Source organism: Streptomyces sp. NRRL F-2664 (assembly GCF_000719345.1).
GTDB lineage: Bacteria > Actinomycetota > Actinomycetes > Streptomycetales > Streptomycetaceae > Streptomyces.
The window spans coordinates 27,957-46,577 of record NZ_JOFX01000050.1; the positions used below are offsets into that span (position 1 = coordinate 27,957).

The following is an 18,621-nucleotide window of genomic DNA, read 5'->3' on the forward strand; positions in this document are numbered from 1 at the left end:
GCGGTTGTGAGCGCAGCGGCACCGATCGAACGCATCCCGTTGCCAAAAGGCTTCAATTCTCTGTCGAAACGTTATGAACGACAGGGGCGGGCCGTGTCCTACGACACAGCCCGCCCCTCCCGTGCGGCAGTTGGGACCGCCGCGCTACTTGAGCCGGGCCATCAGCGCGTGCTCGACGAGCGTGATGAGCGCGCTCTTGGCGTCCGCGCGGTGGCGGGCGTCGGTGGTGATGATGGGAGCGTTCGGGCCGATCTGCAGCGCCTCACGGACCTCCTCCGGCGTGTACGGCTGGTGCCCTTCGAAGCCGTTGAGCGCCACCACGAAGGGCAGGCCGCTGTTCTCGAAGTAGTCCACCGCGGGGAAGCAGTCGGCGAGCCGGCGCGTGTCGACGAGCACGATCGCACCGATCGCGCCGCGGACCAGGTCGTCCCACATGAACCAGAAGCGGTCCTGGCCCGGCGTACCGAAGAGGTACAGGATCAGGTCCTGGTCGAGCGTGATGCGGCCGAAGTCCATCGCGACCGTCGTGGTCGTCTTGTCACCGGTGTGCGTGAGGTCGTCGATACCGGCCGAGGCGCTGGTCATGACGGCTTCGGTGCGCAGCGGGTTGATCTCCGACACGGCTCCGACGAACGTGGTCTTGCCCACGCCGAAGCCGCCCGCCACCACGATCTTCGCGGAGGTGGTGGAGCGGGGAGCCGCTCCGCTAGATGTTCCGAAGGCCACTGAGCACCCTTTCGAGCAGCGTTACATCCGGCGTGCCGCCGGCCTCTCCATTGCCCGGCTGGTGGATCGCCACCATGCCGGCCTCCGCCAGGTCGGCCACGAGGATCCGGGCCACGCCCAGCGGCATGGACAGCAGTGCCGAGACCTCGGCGACCGACTTGACCTCGCGGCACAGGGTGCAGATGCGCTGGTGCTCCGGGAGCAGGCCGGACAGGTGCATCGGATCGGCGGTGGTGCTGACCAGTGCCTCGATGGCGAGCTGGTAGCGGGGCCGGGTCCGGCCGCCGGTCATCGCGTAGGGACGCACCAACGGCTGATCGCCTTCCGAGTACGAGTCTCCGTACGCATCGGGGTAGGCGGGGGGCGGGGTCATTCATCCTCCGGGCTGGACAGCAGTGGTCAGCGTGCCGTCTGACGGGGCGGCCGGTGGGGGGAACGGTATGACGGCCTGTCGGTTGTACTGGATTCCGGGGCGGGGCCCCGGTCTCCCGGCCGGCAGTACCGTCCGGCCGGGAGCTGGGAAGTCAGCCGAGCAGGCTTCCCTGCAGTTCGGCGCGCAGGTCCGGGGTGAGGACACTGCCCGCGCGATCCACCAGAAGAGCCATCTCGTAGCCCACGAGGCCGATGTCGCACTCCGGGTGCGCCAGTACGGCCAGCGAGGATCCGTCGGAGACGGACATGAGGAAGAGGAATCCCCGGTCCATCTCGACCACGGTCTGGTTGACGGCGCCGCCCTCGAAGATGCGGGAGGCACCGGCGGTCAGCGAGGTCAGTCCGGAGGCCACGGCCGCCGTTGCCAGCCTGACGGCCCTGCTGGATACCGCGTCGGAGGTTGGTCAGACGGCCGCGGACGTCGTCCGGCGCCCGCGAGACCTGCGGACCCGCCTGCGTGTCGGCCTGCTGCTGCGCGGTGCCGGCCACGAGGTTCGCCCGCGGGACCCGGCGGGGCAGCCCCGAGGTCGTGATGCCGCCGGCGGCGGGCTGGCGCACGCGCTCGGCCTGCCGCATCAGCTCGTCGTTCGGCGAGGACTTCCAGCTGACGGTCGGCATCGCGCCGGTCGTCGCCGCGGCGGGCTCGGCCGCCTGCTCCTGGCCGCGCTGCGGAAATTGCTGCTGCGGGGCCGGGGCCGCCGGAGCCGACTGCTGCGGCTGCTGGGGCACGGCCGGGACCTGCGCGGGGGACTGCTGTCCCTCCTCGCGGAACCAGTTCGACTCCAGCGTGTCGAAGATCGGGCTGCGGGCGTCGCCGGGGCCCTGGGCCGGGGGCAGCGCCTCGGGCCGGTGCGCCTGCGGCAGCCGCGGGGCCTCGGACCGCGCGGGCGGTACGGGTGCGTAACCGCCGCCCTGCGGCTGGGGCTGCTGCGGGGCCTGCGGCTGGCGGGCGAACCCGCCGACACCGGGGCCGCCGGGCCGCTGGGGCTGGTAGCCCGGGCGCTCGAACTGGCCGGTGGCGGACGGGTCGACGGGCCCCCGTACGTCCGGACGCTCGAACTGGCCGGTGGTGCTGCCCACGCCGTCGCCCTGGGGCATCGGCGCGTTGAAGTCCGGGCGGGCGAACTCGGCGGTGGAGCCGGGGCCCGAGAGCTCGTCGTGGCCGCGTGCCTGGTCCGAGCCCCAGCTGGTGGCCTGCGGGCCGGGAAGCTCCGCCCGGGCACCGGCGCCGCCGCGCGGCGGCAGCTGCGGCCGGGACCCGCCCGGGGCCTGAGCCGCGGGACCGGTCGGCTGCTGCTGGGCCTGCTGCGGCTGGGGCTGCTGCGGCTGCGCCGGAGGCTGCTGCGGGCGCTCGAAGCCGTTGCCCTGGGGGTGTCCGGGCTGGCCGGACGCGGGACGGGCCTGGGGGTTGCCGCCGTAGCCGACGCTCGGGATCGGGCCCCGGGTCGGCAGCGGACCGGAGCCGAAGCCGCCCTGGCCCTGGCCCTGGCCCGCGGTGGTCGGGCCGCCCTGCTGCGGACGGGCACCGGGAGCACCGGGAGTACCCGGAGCACCGGGGCCGCCCTGGGGCCGACCGCCCTGGGGACGCTGCTGGCCGGCGGCGCCGTCGCGACCGGGCAGGGCGGCGCGCTGGCCGCCGCCGACCTGACCGCGCTGCTGACCCGCGCCCACGGTGGGACGAGCGCCCGGACCGGGCACGGAGCCCTGGGCACCGGGACCGCCCTGGGCACCGGCGGGGCCGCCCTGACCCGGCGTCGGGCCCGGCTTCTTGCCGCCCTGGGCGACGTCCACCGGCAGCATGACGAGGGCCGTCGTACCACCCGAGTCGGAGGGGCGCAGCTGGATGCGGATGCCGTGGCGCAGGGACAGGCGGCCGACCACGAACAGACCCATGCGCCGGGAGACCGAGACGTCCACGGTCGGCGGCGACGCGAGCCGCTCGTTGATCGCGGCGAGGTCCTCCGGGGAGAGGCCGATACCGGTGTCGTGGATCTCGACGAGCACGCGGCCGTCGGGCAGCGCGTGACCGGTGACCTTGACCTTGGTCTGCGGGGAGGAGAACGAGGTGGCGTTCTCCAGAAGCTCGGCGAGGACGTGCACGAGGTCGTTGACGACGCGGCCGGCGACGTCGGTGCCGGGCACCGAGGCCAGTTCGACGCGTTCGTACTGTTCCACCTCGGACGCGGCGGCGCGGAGCACGTCGACCAGCGGGACCGGGCGGGTCCACCGGCGGCCCGGCTCCTCGCCCGCGAGGACGAGGAGGTTCTCGCCGTTGCGGCGCATGCGGGTCGCGAGGTGGTCGAGCTTGAAGAGGGAGGACAGCTGGTCCGGGTCGGCCTCGCGCGACTCCAGTTCGGAGATGAGCGAGAGCTGGCGCTGGATGAGGCCCTGGGAGCGGCGCGAGAGGTTGGTGAACATCGCGTTGACGTTGCCCCGCAGGAGGGCCTGCTCGGCGGCGAGGCGGACGGCCTCGCGGTGCACGTCGTCGAAGGCCGCGGCCACCTGGCCGATCTCGTCGCGGGTGTGCACACCGACGGACTCCACGGACGTGTCGACGTCCTGCGGGTCGGACTCGGAGAGCTGCTTGACGAGCTCGGGCAGACGGTCCTGGGCGACCCGGGTCGCGGTGTCCTGGAGGCGGCGCAGCGAGCGGATCATGGAGCGGGCCATGACGAAGGCGCCGACGAGGGAGACACCGAGGACGAGGAGGATCAGCGCACCGTTGATGATGGCGTCCTGCTGGGCCTCGTTCTTCAGCTCACGGGCCTTCTGCTCCATCTCTTCGAGCAGGGTCAGCTCGATGACCTTCATGGCCTGGAGCTTGGTTCCGTCCGCGTCGTACCAGTCCAGCCAGGACCGGTTCTTCTCGCGGAGGAAGGCGTCCTGGCTGGCCAGCACGCGGCGGGCGTAGTGGTCGGCGCTGGAGATCTCGGAGTTGCTGTCGCCCAGACCGGCGAGGAGTTCCTCGGTGCGGCCCTGGTAGACGAGCTCGAAGGTGGTCTTCGCCTGCTGCTCGCCCTTCTGCGCGGAGAGGGCGTAGAGGCGGTCGTTCTCCTTCAGCTCACCCTGCTTCTCGTTGGTGTCGGGAAGCGAGGCGGCGATGATCGCGCGCTGGATGGAGGCGTACTCCTTGGCGGCGGAGAACGCGGCCAGGGCGCGCGTGCGCTTGATCATCTCCGGGTTGGAGGTGGCCTGCGCCATGTCCTGGGAGAGCGAGAGCAGCGAGACGATCATCGCGTTGTACTCGCTGACGGTCTGCTGTGCGCCGCTGGCGTACGCCTTGGAGCGGATCGTCTCGATGTTGGTGAGCTGACGGCCGATCTGCAGCACGTTGTTGCGGATCGACTTGAGGGTGTCGTCCTTCTTGCCCGTGCTGTCGACCCGGTCGGTGGCTGCGGTGAAGGCCTTGGCGGCGACGTCCGTCTGCGCGCGGGCACTGTCGACCTGGCTGTTGCTCTTGCCCTTGGAGATCGACAGCGGACCCGCGGAGAGGTCGCGCTCCTCCTGGAGCATGGCCGCCAGGTTGGTGGCCTGTCGCGTCATCGTCGTCAGCAGCTGCATGTGCTCGAGCTGCGCGATGTCGTTGAGCGAGTCGTTGATGCGGAAGCCACCGAGCGTGGTGGCGGCGACGACCGGCAGGGTCAGCAGCGACACCAGTCGCGTGCTGATGCGCCAGTTCTGCATGGCGAGGCGGGAACCGGGCCCACTGGGGGCCTTCGGTATCGCCACGTCCGGCTCGGCCGACCCGGGCCTGTCCTTCTCCTTGGACTTGGCCTTCAGGCTCTTCGCGCGGCTCTTCGCCCTCACCGCCGCGGAGGCGTCGGGGCCTGCGCCCTCGACAGCCGGCCCGCGGTTCTGGGCGTGCTGGGGCGAGGAGCCACGGTCGGTCCCGCCGCGCGGCTCCTGCTCCGCCGCAGCGCTGCCATCCCTCTTGAATCGTCCCTGCACTAGCGTCGCAACCTCTGGACCAGGCGTCCCGCCGGGCGACCGGCGGAACGGTGTCGAGTCGTGGGGCATGTCCGCCCCATGGTGGTCGTCGGTGACCGGCGCGTCTTCCTTTCCGTGCGCCGCTCGGCGCTGAGTCGCGCCACCTGCGCGCTGGACCATGTCCCGCGGCGGTCCCGCGAATTCCAGCACAGTGGCGGATCTCCAACAAGGTGCGCGTGTCACCCCGGAGAGTCGGCCACGGCCCGTGACGGCGGAATTACTCGACGTGCGCCCGCATTCGGTTGAAAACGGACTTACACCATCCAAACAACCGGGCTGGCAAGGTGTCCCAGTCGCGATGATCAGGAGCGGAATGGCGCATTCAGTGGCGCAATGTCCGTTTCTATGGGCGCTGTTGGCTGTCCGTTATGGCGGAAATGTCTGGTCACGGGTGAGCAAACTCACACAGCCGTGGCCATTACTTCCCGGTTCCGCAGGGGATTCAGATGTTTAGCCTTGCCCCTTGAAGGGTTGGCGCCAGGCCGGTGCGGGCGCCGGCCGACATCCCCAGACCGAACCGAGGACCCCGAACTCCGATGAAGACGACGACGATGTTCCGCAACATAGCCAACCCCCGCCGCACCACCCTCGCGCACCTCAAGGACGCCGAGGAACTGCAGGCGGCGCCGGCCTCCCCGGAGCACGCCGTCGAACTGCCGACGCAGACCGCCAACCCCCGCCGCACGGTCCTCATGGACGCGCCGGTCGCCGCCGCCGCGCAGTAAGCCGCCCCGCACGGAACGTGAAGCGCCCCGTCCGCCGCGTTAGCCTGGGAACGCAGACTCCAGCCAGCGGAAAACAGAGGGGCAGACGCAACACGTGCGCATCGCCAGGTTCTCGATCGACGGCAATGTCGCGTTCGGCGCGGTCGAGGGCGACGCCGCCCCCGGCAACGAGGCGTCGCTCGTGCTCGACATCATCAAGGGCATCCCGTTCGCGGACTTCGAGCTCTCCGGCACGAAGGTCCCGCTGAGCAAGGTCCGGTTGCTGCCGCCCGTGCTCCCGAACAAGGTCGTGGCCATCGGCCGCAACTACGCGGAGCACGCGGCGGAGCTCGGCAACGAGGTCCCGGACGCCCCCATCACCTTCTTCAAGCCGTCCACCTCCGTGGTCGGCCCCGGCGACCCGATCACCTACCCGTCCTTCTCCCAGAACCTCCACCACGAGGCGGAGCTCGCCGTGGTCATCGGCCGCATGTGCCGCGAGGTCCCCAGGGAGCGCGTCAAGGACGTCATCCTCGGATACACCTGCGCCAATGACGTCACCGCACGCGACGTCCAGCAGCGCGAGAAGCAGTGGGCCCGGGCCAAGGGCTTCGACAGCTCCTGCCCCCTCGGCCCGTGGATCGAGACCGACCTGGACCCGGCCGACCTGACCATCCAGTGCACGGTCAACGGCCGGCAGCGCCAGCTCGGCCGCACCAGCGACATGGTGCGGTCCATCGAGGACCTGGTCGTCCACATCACCGAGGCCATGACGCTGCTCCCCGGCGACGTCATCCTCACGGGGACCCCGGCCGGAGTCGGCCCCCTCAACGTCGGCGACGAGGTCGCCGTCACCATCGAAGGCATCGGCACTCTCACCAACAAGGTGATCAAGCGTGGTTAACGGACCTGTCCGCGTACGTTTCTGTCCCTCCCCGACCGGCAACCCCCACGTGGGCCTGGTCCGCACCGCCCTCTTCAACTGGGCGTTCGCGCGCCACCACGGCGGTACGTTCGTCTTCCGCATCGAGGACACGGACGCGGCGCGCGACTCCGAGGAGTCCTACGACCAGCTGCTCGACTCGCTGAAGTGGCTCGGCTTCACCTGGGACGAGGGCCCGGAGGTCGGCGGCCCGCACGCCCCGTACCGCCAGTCCGAGCGCATGGACATCTACAAGGACGTCGCGCAGAAGCTTCTCGACGGCGGCTACGCCTACCACTGCTACTGCACCACCGAGGAGCTCGACGCCCGCCGCGCCGCCGCCCGCGCCGCCGGCAGGCCCTCCGGCTACGACGGCCACTGCCGCGAGCTCACCACCGTGCAGGTCGAGGCCTATCAGGGCGAGCACCGCCCCGCGATCGTCCGCTTCCGGATGCCCGACGAGCCCATCACCTTCACCGACCTGGTCCGCGGCGAGCTGACCTTCACCCCGGAGAACGTGCCGGACTTCGGCATCGTCCGGGCCAACGGCGCCCCGCTCTACACCCTGGTCAACCCCGTCGACGACGCGCTGATGGAGATCACGCACGTCCTGCGCGGCGAGGACCTCCTCTCGTCGACCCCCCGGCAGATCGCCCTCTACCAGGCGCTGATCGAACTGGGCGTCGCCAAGAGCACCCCTGCTTTCGGCCACCTGCCGTACGTCATGGGCGAGGGCAACAAGAAGCTCTCCAAGCGCGACCCCGAGGCCTCCCTCAACCTCTACCGCGAGCGCGGCTTCCTCCCCGAGGGCCTGCTGAACTACCTCTCGCTGCTCGGCTGGTCCTTCTCCAAGGACCAGGACGTCTTCTCGATCGAGGAGATGGTCCAGAAGTTCGACATCGACGGCGTCAACGCCAACCCGGCGCGCTTCGACCTGAAGAAGGCCGAGTCGATCAACGGCGACCACATCCGCCTCCTCGACCCGAAGGTCTTCGCGGACCGCTGCGCCCCCTGGCTGCAGGCCCCGCACGCCAACTGGGCGCCCGAGGACTTCGACGCCGAGGCCTGGGAGCGCATCGCGCCGTACGCCCAGACGCGCGTGGGCGTCCTGTCGGAGATCACCGCCAACGTCGACTTCCTGTTCCGCAAGGAGCCGGTCGAGGACCAGGCCTCCTGGGACAAGGCGATGAAGGGCGAGCCGGCGGCCCTGCTGACCACCGCCCGCGAGAAGCTCGCCGGTGCCGACTGGTCGGACCCCGAGTCCCTCAAGCAGGCCGTCCTGACAGCAGGGGAGGCCCACGGTCTCAAGCTCGGCAAGGCCCAGGCCCCGGTCCGTGTCGCGGTCACCGGCCGCACGGTCGGCCTGCCGCTCTTCGAGTCGCTGGAGATCCTGGGCAAGGAGCGCTCCCTGGCCCGCATCGACGCGGCCCTGGCCAAGCTGGCCGGCTAGCCCCGCCCACGCCCCCGGGGGCGGCCGCCCGACCACGGGCTGCCGCCCCCGGCGCGTTTCCGGCCGCCCTCCCGTTTCGGACGGATCTTCCCGTCGTCCCCTCCGGGCGGGGGAGCGCGGCGTAGGCTCGGCCCCATGCCGATCCGCGCCGTGCTGTGGGACATCGACGACACCCTCTTCGACTACACGGGAGCGGACGCGGCCGGACTCGCCGCGCAGCTGGAGGCCGTACGGCTCGCGGAGCGGTACGGGACGCCCGCGCAGGCCCTCGCACGCTGGCGGGAGATCACCGACCGCCACTGGGCGCTTTTCGCCGCCGGCGTGGGCACCTTCCAGGGGCAGCGGCAGGAGCGGGTACGGGAGTTCCTCGAACGGCCCGACATGACCGCGGCCGAGGCCGACAGCTGGTTCGACCAGTACGTCGAGCACTACAAGTCCGCCTGGACCGTCTTCCCGGACGTCGTGCCGGCGCTCGACGCGCTCGCGGCCGACTACCGGCACGGCGTGCTGACCAACTCCTCCAGCGCCAACCAGGACCCCAAGCTGCGCCACCTCGGCCTGCGCGAGCGTTTCGAGGTGCTGGTCTGCGCCGTGGAGCTCGGCGTCAGCAAACCGAAGGCGGAGGCGTTCCTCGCGGCGTGCGAGGCGCTCGGGCTGCCGCCCGCGGACGTGGCGTACGTCGGGGACCAGCCCGAGATCGACGCCCGCGGGGCCCGCGACGCCGGACTGCTGGCCATATGGATCGACCGGGACGGCGGCCGGGGGCCCGGACCCGAGGGGGCGCACCGGATCGAAGGCCTTGACCGACTGCCGGAGCTCCTGGCACGGGATACCCGTTTTGGAGCACGGTCGGGCATCCGGTAATGTTCTTTCTGCGCCGCCGGAGCGGGCCGAAAGGCCGGACGGAGGCGCCACTCGAAAGAAAGTCCCCCAGGGTCTTGACTTTCGGTGGGGTATAGTGTAATTGGCAACACGAGGGTTTCTGGTTCCCTTATTCTAGGTTCGAGTCCTGGTACCCCAGCGCAGTGCAGCAGTAACGCAGTGCTTTGCCCCCGTTGTGTAGCGGCCTAGCACGCCGCCCTCTCAAGGCGGTAGCGCCGGTTCGAATCCGGTCGGGGGTACAGATCCTTCCCGCAAGATCTCCTTTTGGGTAGCTCCCGGACGTCTTGATGCAGGATCGCTAGGGCCCCCGTTGTGTAGCGGCCTAGCACGCCGCCCTCTCAAGGCGGTAGCGCCGGTTCGAATCCGGTCGGGGGTACTGGTCTGGTATAGACCACATTGGGCTATGGTGTAATTGGCAACACGAAGGTTTCTGGTTCCTTTGTTCTAGGTTCGAGTCCTGGTAGCCCAGCGCAGTACAAGCAAGCCCCCGTTGTGTAGCGGCCTAGCACGCCGCCCTCTCAAGGCGGTAGCGCCGGTTCGAATCCGGTCGGGGGTACGCATGGAAGAGGCCCTCCGCGTTCGTCGCGGAGGGCCTCTTCGTCATGCCCCCGGTCCGCGCGGCCCGGGCGGCCGCGCACACAAGTACGGGCCCGGAGGCGCGTGTTCGGACGTGTGCGGCGTCGAACGCGCCCCCGGGCCCGGGGGTGGACGGATAGGGGAACGGCGTCAGCCGGAGCGGCGCAGCGCCTCCGTGAGGCGGGCGGCCGCGTCGATGACGGCCTGGGCGTGCATCCGGCCGGGGTGGCGGGTCAGCCGCTCGATCGGCCCGGAGACCGACACGGAGGCCACGACGCGGTTCGACGGCCCGCGCACCGGCGCCGACACCGACGCCACGCCGGGCTCCCGCTCGCCGATCGACTGGGCCCAGCCGCGGCGCCGTACGCCCGACAGGGCCGTCGCCGTGAAGCGCGCGCCCTGCAGACCGCGGTGGAGCCGCTCGGGCTCCTCCCAGGCCATCAGGATCTGCGCGGCCGAGCCGGCCTTCATGGGCAGGGTCGAGCCCACCGGCACGGTGTCCCGAAGGCCGGACAGCCGCTCCGCGGCCGCCACGCAGATGCGCATGTCTCCCTGACGGCGGTAGAGCTGCGCGCTCTCGCCCGTCACGTCGCGGAGGTGGGTGAGTACCGGTCCCGCCGTGGCCAGCAGTCGGTCCTCGCCGGCCGCGGCGGCGAGCTCCGCCAGCCGCGGACCGAGGATGAACCGGCCCTGCATGTCCCTCGCCACCATCCGGTGGTGTTCCAGTGCCACGGCCAGGCGATGTGCCGTGGGTCGTGCGAGCCCTGTCGCCGCGACCAGCCCGGCGAGGGTGGCCGGACCGGACTCCAGTGCGCTCAGTACCAGAGCTGCCTTGTCGAGAACGCCGACGCCGCTAGAGTTGTCCATGAAACGATATTCGCGTCTCACACTGTGAAACGCAAGTTCAATTTTTCCAAGAACCAGCGAGTCTGTATGTGCGGGTCCACGAACCACTGGGTCCGAGCCGTCGTCCGGGACGTGGGGTACGGGCGACCGGCGCACGAATCTCTATGAAGCGCCGGCACACCCGCCGGCCGGAGGGAAAGCGATGGGTAGGACTCTCGCGGAGAAGGTCTGGGACGACCATGTCGTCCGGCGCGCCGAAGGCGAGCCCGACCTCCTCTTCATCGATCTGCACCTGCTGCACGAGGTGACCAGCCCGCAGGCCTTCGAAGGACTGCGCCAGGCCGGCCGCACGGTCCGACGCCTCGACCTCACCATCGCGACCGAGGACCACAACACCCCCACCCTCGACATCGACAAGCCGATCGCGGACCCGGTCTCCCGGGCCCAGCTGGAGACGCTGCGCAAGAACTGCGCCGAGTTCGGCGTCCGCCTGCACCCGCTGGGCGACATCGAGCAGGGCGTCGTCCACGTCGTGGGACCGCAGCTCGGCCTGACCCAGCCCGGCACCACGGTGGTCTGCGGCGACTCGCACACCTCCACGCACGGTGCCTTCGGCGCACTGGCCTTCGGCATCGGCACCAGCCAGGTCGAGCACGTGCTGGCCACCCAGACCCTGCCGCTCGCCCGTCCCAGGACGATGGCGATCACCGTCACCGGCGAGCTGGCCGAGGGGGTCACCGCGAAGGACCTGATCCTGGCGATCATCGCCAAGATCGGCACCGGCGGCGGCCAGGGCTACATCCTGGAGTACCGCGGCGAGGCCATCGAGCGGCTGTCGATGGAAGCCCGCATGACCATCTGCAACATGTCGATCGAGGCCGGCGCCCGGGCGGGCATGATCGCCCCCGACCGGACCACCTTCGACTACCTCCGGGGCCGCGCCCACGCCCCCGTGGGCGAGGACTGGGACGCCGCCGTCGCGTACTGGGAGACCCTGCGCACCGACGAGGACGCGGTCTTCGACGCCGAGGTCGTCATCGACGGTGCGTCGCTGTCCCCGTTCGTCACCTGGGGCACCAACCCCGGCCAGGGCGCCCCGCTGTCGGCGAACGTCCCCGACCCGGCTTCGTACGAAGACGCTTCGGAGCGCCTCGCGGCCGAAAAGGCGCTGGAGTACATGGGGTTGAGCGCCGGCCAGCCGCTGCGCGACATCACGGTCGACACCGTCTTCGTAGGCTCCTGCACCAACGGCCGCATCGAGGACCTGCGCGCCGTCGCCGGGATCATCGAGGGCCGCAAAGTCGCCGACGGTGTACGGATGCTGGTCGTCCCCGGCTCGGTCCGCGTCGCCCTCCAGGCGGTGGAGGAGGGGCTGGACAAGGTCTTCAAGGAGGCCGGCGCCGAGTGGCGGCACGCGGGCTGTTCGATGTGCCTGGGCATGAACCCCGACCAACTGGCCCCCGGTGAGCGCTCCGCGTCCACCTCCAACCGCAACTTCGAGGGCCGGCAGGGCAAGGGCGGGCGCACCCACCTGGTCTCCCCGCAGGTGGCCGCCGCCACCGCGGTGCTGGGCCATCTGGCCTCGCCCGCCGACCTGTCCGCCGCCGACGCGACCGCCGGAGTCTGAATCATGGAAGCCTTCACCGTCCACACCGGCCGCGCCGTCCCGCTGCGCCGCAGCAACGTCGACACCGACCAGATCATCCCGGCCCACTGGCTCAAGAAGATCACCCGTGACGGGTTCGAGGACGGGCTCTTCGAGGCCTGGCGCAAGGACCCGGAGTTCATCACCAACCGCCCCGAGCGCGCCGGCGCGACGGTGCTCGTCGCCGGCCCCGACTTCGGCACCGGCTCCTCGCGCGAGCACGCCGTCTGGGCCCTGCAGAACTTCGGCTTCAAGACGGTCATCTCCTCCCGCTTCGCCGACATCTTCCGCGGAAACTCCCTGAAGAACGGCCTGCTGACCGTCGTGCTCCCGCAGGAGACCGTCGAGCGGCTGTGGGAGCTGACCGAGGCGGACCCCACCGCCGAGATCACGGTCGACCTGGTCGACCGCCAGGTGCGCGCGGAAGGCGTCGTGGCCGAGTTCGAACTCGACGACAACGCCCGCTGGCGTCTGCTGGAAGGCCTGGACGACATCTCGCTCACCCTTCAGAACGAAGCGGACATCGCCGCCTACGAAAGCGCCCGGCCGGCCTTCAAGCCGCGCACGATTAAGGCCTGATTCCTGCCTGATCAGCGCTTATTCACCTGCGGGTGATCACGTCGACAACACTGTGCCCCCCGCCTTCGGGCGGGGGGCACAGGCGTTTGTTGAGGCCCCGTGAGGCGACAACTCGCCCCAGATGGCACAATCTGTGCATGGAACGCGACAGTCAACTCGAGCTCTACGAACTCGTCGCGGACCGGCTGAAAGAAGCACACACACGGGTGCGCTCACTGCAAGTCCCGGAGGGCGTACGGATGGCGCTGTCCCGGAAGCTGTTGGTCGTCACGGCCGCGGCGAAGCATGATCTCGCCGATGCGGCAAGGCGCCTGGACAGGTTGATGAAGGACCTCGACGAGGGTCGATTCCCTGAAGGCGACTGATGCGAAGGAACTCCGTAACCGCCTCCGGCGTTGCGGCACTAGGGTGATTAGCCCGTTTCGTGTTTGATTTGCGGTATATATCCGCCTAACGTGCGAAATAAGCTTGAACACATTCGTTCTGGCGATGTCTCCGAAGGGGAAGACGTGAACAAGGCGCAGCTCGTAGAAGCGATTGCCGACAAGCTGGGCGGCCGCCAGCAGGCCGCGGACGCTGTCGACGCGGTACTGGACGCCATCGTCCGCGCTACCGTCGCAGGCGACCGGGTCTCGGTCACGGGCTTCGGCTCGTTCGAGAAGGTCGACCGCCCGGCCCGCTACGCCCGTAACCCGCAGACGGGTGAGCGCGTCCGGGTCAAGAAGACCTCGGTGCCCCGCTTCCGCGCCGGCCAGGGGTTCAAGGACCTGGTCAGCGGCACGAAGAAGCTGCCCAAGGGCGGCGAGGTGTCGGTGAAGAAGGCCCCGAAGGGCAGCCTGAGCGGCGGTGCCTCCGCGACGGTCAAGAAGGCCGCCGCGAAGAAGGCCACCACCGCCAAGAAGGCCGCCGCGAAGTCCACGACGGCGAAGAAGACCACGGCGAAGAAGACTACGGCGACCGCCAAGAAGACGGCCGTGAAGAGCACGGGCGCGGCGAAGAAGACGACCGCCGCCGCCAAGAAGACCACCACCGCCAAGAAGGCCCCGGCGGCGGCGAAGAAGACCACCGCCACCGCGAAGAAGACCGCCCCGGCGGCCAAGAAGGCCACCGCGGCGACGAAGGCGCCGGCCAAGAAGACGGCGACCCGCAAGGCCACCGCGAAGAAGACCACCGCCCGCAAGAAGTAGGGGCACGAGTCACACACGCCGGGCCGGCTTCCCTCCTCCGGGGAAGCCGGCCCGCGGTGCGCTCAGGGGGCGCCCGCCGTGCGGAAGGCCGGGAGGTCAGAAGGTCTGCAGCGTGATCAGGGTGATCCGCAGGTCCGCGCCCTTGCCGTCCGTCTCGATCCGGACCCGCTGTCCGGGACGCAGCAGCCGCAGACCGCCCGCGTCGAAGGCCGGCGCCTCGAAGGGCACCGGGGTGCCGTCGTCCAGCAGCACACTGCCGCTGCGGGTCTGGGAGTCGTACGTGTACGCGGTCGCCTGCATACCCGCACTGTATCGGGCGGTGTGGAGCCCCACACCGAGGGCGAGCGCCGTCCGCAGATCCGCCGCCGTGTCCACGTCCCGGCGCACGCTGTCCACGTCCGTCAATGCGATCTCCACCGCTCCCGAGGCGGAATGCCGGGCCCGCGACGGGCCCCCGAAGGACGGGGCCAATTCCACACCCGGCGCTGCGGAAAGCAGAGTCGTCCCGATTCCGGCCGCATCCGCCAGAAATGCCCGCGGAAATGCCGAGGCGTTTTCGAGCACGCGTAGCAATTCCCCGGGCCGCAGCGCCGGCAGGTCGGCGTTCATCGCCGCGACCGCGCCGCCGGGACGTCCCGCGCGCGCCGCGCGGGCGCCGTGCGCCAGCGCCGCGTTGAGACCGGCCCCCGGGGTGTCCGCGACGATCCGCGCCCCCAGCCCGGCCAGTTCCCGGCCGGCGCCGGCGTCGTCCGTGACGACCACCACATCCGCGACCGCGGCGCAGGCCAGCGCCCCTGCGACGGTGTCCTGGGCGAAGGCCAGGGCGAGCCCCGGACGGGAGGCCCCGACGGCCGCCGCGAGCCGGCTCTTGGCCACCGACAGGGGCTTCAGCGGGACCACCAGACTCCAGACCGCGTTCGTGGCGGCCCCCTTCCCCTCCGGTGCGCACCGGTCCCTGCCCGCACGGAGGTCGGGTCATGGCCGGGTCATGTGTCGTCCCATTGTCGCTCCCGCCCGGGCAGCCCGGGAGCCCGGCGGTCCGAGCGGGGCGTACGGTGTTCTCGACAGAGGCCGGGCCCGGGGTGACACTTGTCCGGCCGACGACGAGGTGCCCCAGCCGCGCACCGGTCCTAGAGGAAGGTGTCCGAGTGTCCCGCCGCAGAATCGGCTTCTGGTACCGCCTGGCGGCGGTCATCGCAAAACCGCCGCTGGTGGTGCTGTTCAAGCGGGACTGGCGGGGAATGGAGCACATTCCGGCCGAGGGCGGCTTTATCACCGCCGTCAATCACAACTCGTATCTGGACCCGCTCTCCTACGCGCACTTCCAGTACAACAGCGGCCGGGTGCCCCGATTGCTCGCCAAGGCCGCCCTCTTCAAGGTCCCCTTTGTCGGGTCGATCCTCCGCGGCAGCGGACAGATCCCCGTCTACCGGGAGACCACCAACGCCCTGGACGCATTCCGGGCCGCCGTCGACGCCATCGAGCGCGGCGAATGCGTCGCCTTCTACCCCGAGGGCACGCTGACCCGGGATCCCGACATGTGGCCGATGGCCGGCAAGACCGGTGTCGCCCGCGTCGCGCTGATCACGAGGGCGCCCGTCATTCCGGTGGCGCAGTGGGGTGCCAACCTCGCCATGCCGCCGTACGCCAAGGAGAACAAGGTCCGGCTCTTCCCCCGCAAGACCCTCCAGGTGCTCGCCGGACCGCCGGTCGACCTCTCGGCCTACTACGACCGGGAACCCACCCCGGACGTCCTCAAGGAGGCCACCGAGACCATCATGGCGGCCGTCACCCGGCTCCTGGAGGAGGTGCGGGGCGAGACCGCGCCCGACCAGCCGTACGACCATCGCAACGCCAGGGCGGAACAGCGGCGCAAGGCCGCGGGGGAGGGCATGAAGTGACACGTCCCATCAAGGCGACCGTCTTCGGAACAGGCTCCTGGGGCACGGCCTTCGCCATCGTGCTCGCCGACGCCGGCTGCGAGGTGACCCTCTGGGGCCGCCGCCGCGAGGTCGTCGACGCCATCAACACGACCCGGACCAACCCGGACTACTTCCCGGACGTCGAACTGCCCGCGAACATCCGGGCCGCCCACGAGCCGGCCGAGGCCGCGGCGGGCGCCGATTTCACCGTCCTGGCCGTCCCCTCCCAGACCCTCCGCGACAACCTCGCCGCCTGGGCCCCGCTGCTGGCCCCGGACACGGTGCTCGTCTCCCTCATGAAGGGCATCGAACTGGGCACCGCGAAGCGGATGAGCGAGGTCATCGAGGAGGTGGCCAAGGTCCCCGCCGAGCGGATCGCCGTCGTCACCGGCCCCAACCTGGCCGCAGAGATCGCCGCCCGCCAGCCCGCCGCCTCCGTCGTCGCCTGCGTGGACGAGGCCGTCGCCCAGCGCCTCCAGGCCGCCTGCCACACCCCCTACTTCCGCCCGTACACCAGCACGGACGTCATCGGCTGCGAGCTCGGCGGCGCCGTGAAGAACGTCATCGGCCTCGCCGTCGGCATCGCGGACGGCATGGGCCTCGGCGACAACACCAAGGGCTCGCTCATCACCCGGGGCCTCGCCGAAGCGACCCGCCTGGGCGTGGCCATGGGCGCCGACCCGCTGACCTTCTCCGGCCTGGCGGGTCTCGGCGACCTCGTCGCCACCTGCTCCTCGCCGCTCTCCCGGAACCACACCTTCGGCACCAACCTCGGCCGCGGGATGACCCTGGAGGAGACCATCGCGGTCACCCGGCAGACGGCCGAGGGGGTCAAGTCCTGCCAGTCCGTGGCCGATCTCGCGGGCCGGCACGGGGTGGACATGCCCATCACCGAGACCGTCGTCGACATCGTCCACCACGGCAAGCCCACCCTCGTGGCCCTGAAGGAGCTGATGGGCCGCAGCGCCAAACCGGAACGTCGCTGACACCTTTCCGGACGCATGAGCGGGTACTCTCATGCCGATATGAGCAGCGAGAACCTCCCCCAGACCCCTGAGCAGCAGGGCCGCAAGCCCCGCGTGGCCGTCGTGTTCGGCGGCCGCAGCTCGGAACACGCCATCTCGGTCGTCACGGCGGGCGCCGTCCTGCGCTCCATCGACCGGTCCAAGTACGAGGTGCTGCCCATCGGCATCACCACGGACGGCCGATGGGCGCTGACCGCCGACGAGCCCGCGCGGATGGCCATCGCAGACCGCAGGCTCCCGAGCGTCGAGGAGCTCGCCGAGTCCGAGGACGGCGCCGTCGTGCTCTCGGTCGACCCGGCCAGCCGCCAGGTCGTCTACACCGAGCCGGGCGCGGTCCCGAAGGCCCTGGGCGAGGTCGACGTCGTCTTCCCCGTGCTCCACGGGCCCTACGGCGAGGACGGCACCCTCCAGGGCCTCCTGGAGCTCTCCGGCATCCCGTACGTCGGCTCGGGCGTCCTCGCCTCGGCCGTCGGACAGGACAAGGACTACATGAAGCGGGTGTTCACGTCCTTCGGGCTGAGCGTCGGCCCGTACGTGACCATCCGCCCGCGTGAGTGGGAGGCCGACCGGGACGCCGCCCGGGCCCGGATCCTGGACTTCGCCGGCGAGCACGGCTGGCCGCTCTTCGTGAAGCCCGCCCGGGCCGGCTCCTCCATCGGCATCACCAAGGTCGACGACGCCTCCGGCCTCGACGCCGCCGTCAAGGAGGCCCGCCGCCACGACCCGAAGATCATCGTGGAGGCGCTGCTGCGCGGCCGCGAGATCGAGTGCGGCGTCCTGGAGTTCGAGGACGGTCCGCGCGCGAGCGTGCCCGCCGAGATCCCGCCGGTGTCCAGCCACGACTTCTACGACTTCGAGGCGAAGTACATCGACTCCGCCTCCGGGATCGTGCCCGCGCCGCTCACCCCGGAGCAGACCGCCGAGGTCCGGCGGCTCGCGATCGAGGCCTTCGAGGCCGCGTCCTGCGAGGGCCTCGTGCGCGCCGACTTCTTCCTCACCGAGGACGGCGAGTTCGTCATCAACGAGATCAACACGATGCCCGGTTTCACGCCGATCTCGATGTACCCGCTGATGTGGGAGAAGACGGGCATCGCGTACCCGGAGCTGGTGGACCGCCTGATCCAGGCCGCCCTGCGCCGCTCCACCGGGCTGCGCTAGCCCCCCGTACGCCGCCGCCCGCCGGACGCCCTGGGGAGGGCGGCCGGCGGGCGGCGGCGTGCCGGAACTCAGTAGGAGGAGATGCCCTCCGGCACGGTCGCGGCGATCGCCGTGGACAGGCCGACGAGCATCCCCGCGTCCGTGGCATGCTCCTTGTCGACCCGGACCTCCGTGTACGCCAGCCGCATACCGGTGGTGAAACGGAAGCCGTCGTCACCGAGCTTCTCCAGCATCCAGGCCACACCGTTGACATGGACGCCCTCCTGCTTCGGATCACGCATGCGGGGGGGCTGGGCGATCCCGCACCGCAGTACGATCGCCGAGCCGCCCCACGAGGCGGTCAGGTCGGACTCCGGTTCGGTCCGGGTCCGCGCCAGGCCGGCCACCGTCTCCGGGAGCTCCTCGTGCAGCGCCGCACAGAATCCCGCGACGTCGGACGGCGGCGGGGGCGGCGGTTCCACCCGGGCTTCGGCACCGCCCGGGGAGCACGCCGCCAGGACGGACACGGCCAGGGCGGCGGGCATGGCCAGGACACGGAGCGGCCGGCGGTGGAGGGACATCACCGGCCAAGAGTAGACGG

At 70.8% G+C, this 18,621-nt stretch carries 15 protein-coding genes, 5 tRNA genes and 3 pseudogenes; 16 read left to right on the top strand and 7 right to left on the bottom strand.

Features of this window, described 5'->3' with window-relative positions:
- Positions 1-144: 144 nt before the first annotated feature.
- The 4 genes and pseudogenes from IF89_RS0130710 to IF89_RS49135 all read right to left on the bottom strand — a co-directional run.
- Positions 145-726, bottom strand: a complete 582-nt coding sequence (locus tag IF89_RS0130710) for a GTP-binding protein (protein ID WP_030774976.1) — start codon at positions 724-726, stop codon at positions 145-147.
- Positions 707-1,099, bottom strand: a complete 393-nt coding sequence (locus IF89_RS0130715) for a DUF742 domain-containing protein (RefSeq protein WP_030037344.1) — start codon at positions 1,097-1,099, stop codon at positions 707-709. Before IF89_RS0130715 ends, IF89_RS0130710 begins: the two co-directional genes overlap by 20 nt.
- A 151-nt stretch (positions 1,100-1,250) precedes the next feature.
- Positions 1,251-1,517: pseudogene (locus IF89_RS42600) on the bottom strand (roadblock/LC7 domain-containing protein); the annotation flags it as partial.
- Positions 1,513-5,106, bottom strand: a pseudogene (locus IF89_RS49135) (nitrate- and nitrite sensing domain-containing protein); the annotation flags it as partial. The pseudogenes IF89_RS42600 and IF89_RS49135, both read right to left, overlap by 5 nt.
- A gap of 575 nt (positions 5,107-5,681) precedes the next feature.
- On the opposite strand from IF89_RS49135, the gene IF89_RS0130725 reads away from it, so the two are divergent.
- From IF89_RS0130725 to IF89_RS0130765, 9 genes are all read left to right on the top strand, one after another.
- A complete protein-coding gene (locus tag IF89_RS0130725; RefSeq protein WP_030774981.1) occupies positions 5,682-5,870 on the top strand; it encodes a hypothetical protein in 189 nt (62 codons plus the stop codon).
- A 94-nt stretch (positions 5,871-5,964) separates the two neighbouring features.
- Positions 5,965-6,753, top strand: a complete 789-nt coding sequence (locus tag IF89_RS0130730; RefSeq protein ID WP_030774984.1) for a fumarylacetoacetate hydrolase family protein — start codon at positions 5,965-5,967, stop codon at positions 6,751-6,753.
- Positions 6,746-8,221 carry a glutamate--tRNA ligase gene (gene gltX, locus IF89_RS0130735; RefSeq protein ID WP_051807857.1) on the top strand — a complete coding sequence of 492 codons (1,476 nt, stop codon included), beginning with the start codon at positions 6,746-6,748 and terminating at the stop codon, positions 8,219-8,221. The genes IF89_RS0130730 and gltX overlap by 8 nt, the downstream gene beginning before the upstream one ends.
- Before the next feature lie 135 nt (positions 8,222-8,356).
- A complete protein-coding gene (locus IF89_RS0130740; protein WP_030774986.1) occupies positions 8,357-9,085 on the top strand; it encodes an HAD family hydrolase in 729 nt (242 codons plus the stop codon).
- Positions 9,086-9,170: 85 nt separating this feature from the next.
- Positions 9,171-9,242: transfer RNA gene (locus tag IF89_RS0130745), tRNA-Gln, on the top strand.
- Between the two features lie 27 nt (positions 9,243-9,269).
- Positions 9,270-9,342 (top strand) — tRNA-Glu (locus tag IF89_RS0130750).
- A 64-nt stretch (positions 9,343-9,406) separates the two neighbouring features.
- Positions 9,407-9,479, top strand: a tRNA-Glu gene (locus IF89_RS0130755).
- 21 nt (positions 9,480-9,500) lie between these two features.
- Positions 9,501-9,572 (top strand) — tRNA-Gln (locus tag IF89_RS0130760).
- A gap of 14 nt (positions 9,573-9,586) precedes the next feature.
- A tRNA-Glu gene (locus IF89_RS0130765) sits at positions 9,587-9,659 on the top strand.
- A gap of 170 nt (positions 9,660-9,829) precedes the next feature.
- Here the strand turns inward: IF89_RS0130765 and ndgR are convergent.
- On the bottom strand, positions 9,830-10,546 hold the full coding sequence (gene ndgR, locus IF89_RS0130770; RefSeq protein ID WP_007266782.1) for an IclR family transcriptional regulator NdgR: 717 nt from the start codon (positions 10,544-10,546) through the stop codon (positions 9,830-9,832).
- A 181-nt stretch (positions 10,547-10,727) separates the two neighbouring features.
- Here ndgR and leuC point away from each other — a divergent pair, with 181 nt between their 5' ends.
- The 4 genes from leuC to IF89_RS0130790 all read left to right on the top strand — a co-directional run bounded on the left by leuC (position 10,728) and on the right by IF89_RS0130790 (position 13,936).
- On the top strand, positions 10,728-12,152 hold the full coding sequence (leuC, locus tag IF89_RS0130775) for a 3-isopropylmalate dehydratase large subunit (RefSeq protein ID WP_030774987.1): 1,425 nt from the start codon (positions 10,728-10,730) through the stop codon (positions 12,150-12,152).
- Between the two features lie 3 nt (positions 12,153-12,155).
- A complete protein-coding gene (gene leuD / locus IF89_RS0130780) occupies positions 12,156-12,749 on the top strand; it encodes a 3-isopropylmalate dehydratase small subunit (RefSeq protein ID WP_030774988.1) in 594 nt (197 codons plus the stop codon).
- Positions 12,750-12,886: 137 nt separating this feature from the next.
- A complete protein-coding gene (locus tag IF89_RS0130785; protein ID WP_030009267.1) occupies positions 12,887-13,114 on the top strand; it encodes a hypothetical protein in 228 nt (75 codons plus the stop codon).
- A gap of 144 nt (positions 13,115-13,258) precedes the next feature.
- On the top strand, positions 13,259-13,936 hold the full coding sequence (locus tag IF89_RS0130790) for an HU family DNA-binding protein (protein WP_030774994.1): 678 nt from the start codon (positions 13,259-13,261) through the stop codon (positions 13,934-13,936).
- 300 nt (positions 13,937-14,236) lie between these two features.
- Here the strand turns inward: IF89_RS0130790 and cofC are convergent.
- Positions 14,237-14,839 (bottom strand): annotated as a pseudogene (gene cofC, locus IF89_RS0130795) (2-phospho-L-lactate guanylyltransferase); the annotation flags it as partial.
- Between the two features lie 245 nt (positions 14,840-15,084).
- Between cofC and IF89_RS0130800 the strand changes: the two are divergent.
- Genes IF89_RS0130800 through IF89_RS0130810 form a run of 3 tightly spaced genes read left to right on the top strand, consistent with a single transcriptional unit; the run spans position 15,085 to position 18,041 of the window.
- On the top strand, positions 15,085-15,837 hold the full coding sequence (locus tag IF89_RS0130800; protein WP_030775003.1) for a lysophospholipid acyltransferase family protein: 753 nt from the start codon (positions 15,085-15,087) through the stop codon (positions 15,835-15,837).
- Positions 15,834-16,844 (top strand): NAD(P)H-dependent glycerol-3-phosphate dehydrogenase, encoded by a 1,011-nt coding sequence (locus IF89_RS0130805; protein WP_030775005.1) that lies wholly within the window; start codon positions 15,834-15,836, stop codon positions 16,842-16,844. The genes IF89_RS0130800 and IF89_RS0130805 overlap by 4 nt, the downstream gene beginning before the upstream one ends.
- A 39-nt stretch (positions 16,845-16,883) precedes the next feature.
- The gene (locus IF89_RS0130810) at positions 16,884-18,041 is read left to right on the top strand and encodes a D-alanine--D-alanine ligase family protein (protein WP_030775007.1); all 1,158 of its coding nucleotides are present in this window, start codon (positions 16,884-16,886) and stop codon (positions 18,039-18,041) included.
- 68 nt (positions 18,042-18,109) lie between these two features.
- Here the strand turns inward: IF89_RS0130810 and IF89_RS0130815 are convergent, their stop codons facing one another.
- Positions 18,110-18,601, bottom strand: a complete 492-nt coding sequence (locus IF89_RS0130815; protein WP_030775009.1) for a DUF3515 family protein — start codon at positions 18,599-18,601, stop codon at positions 18,110-18,112.
- Positions 18,602-18,621: the final 20 nt, after the last annotated feature.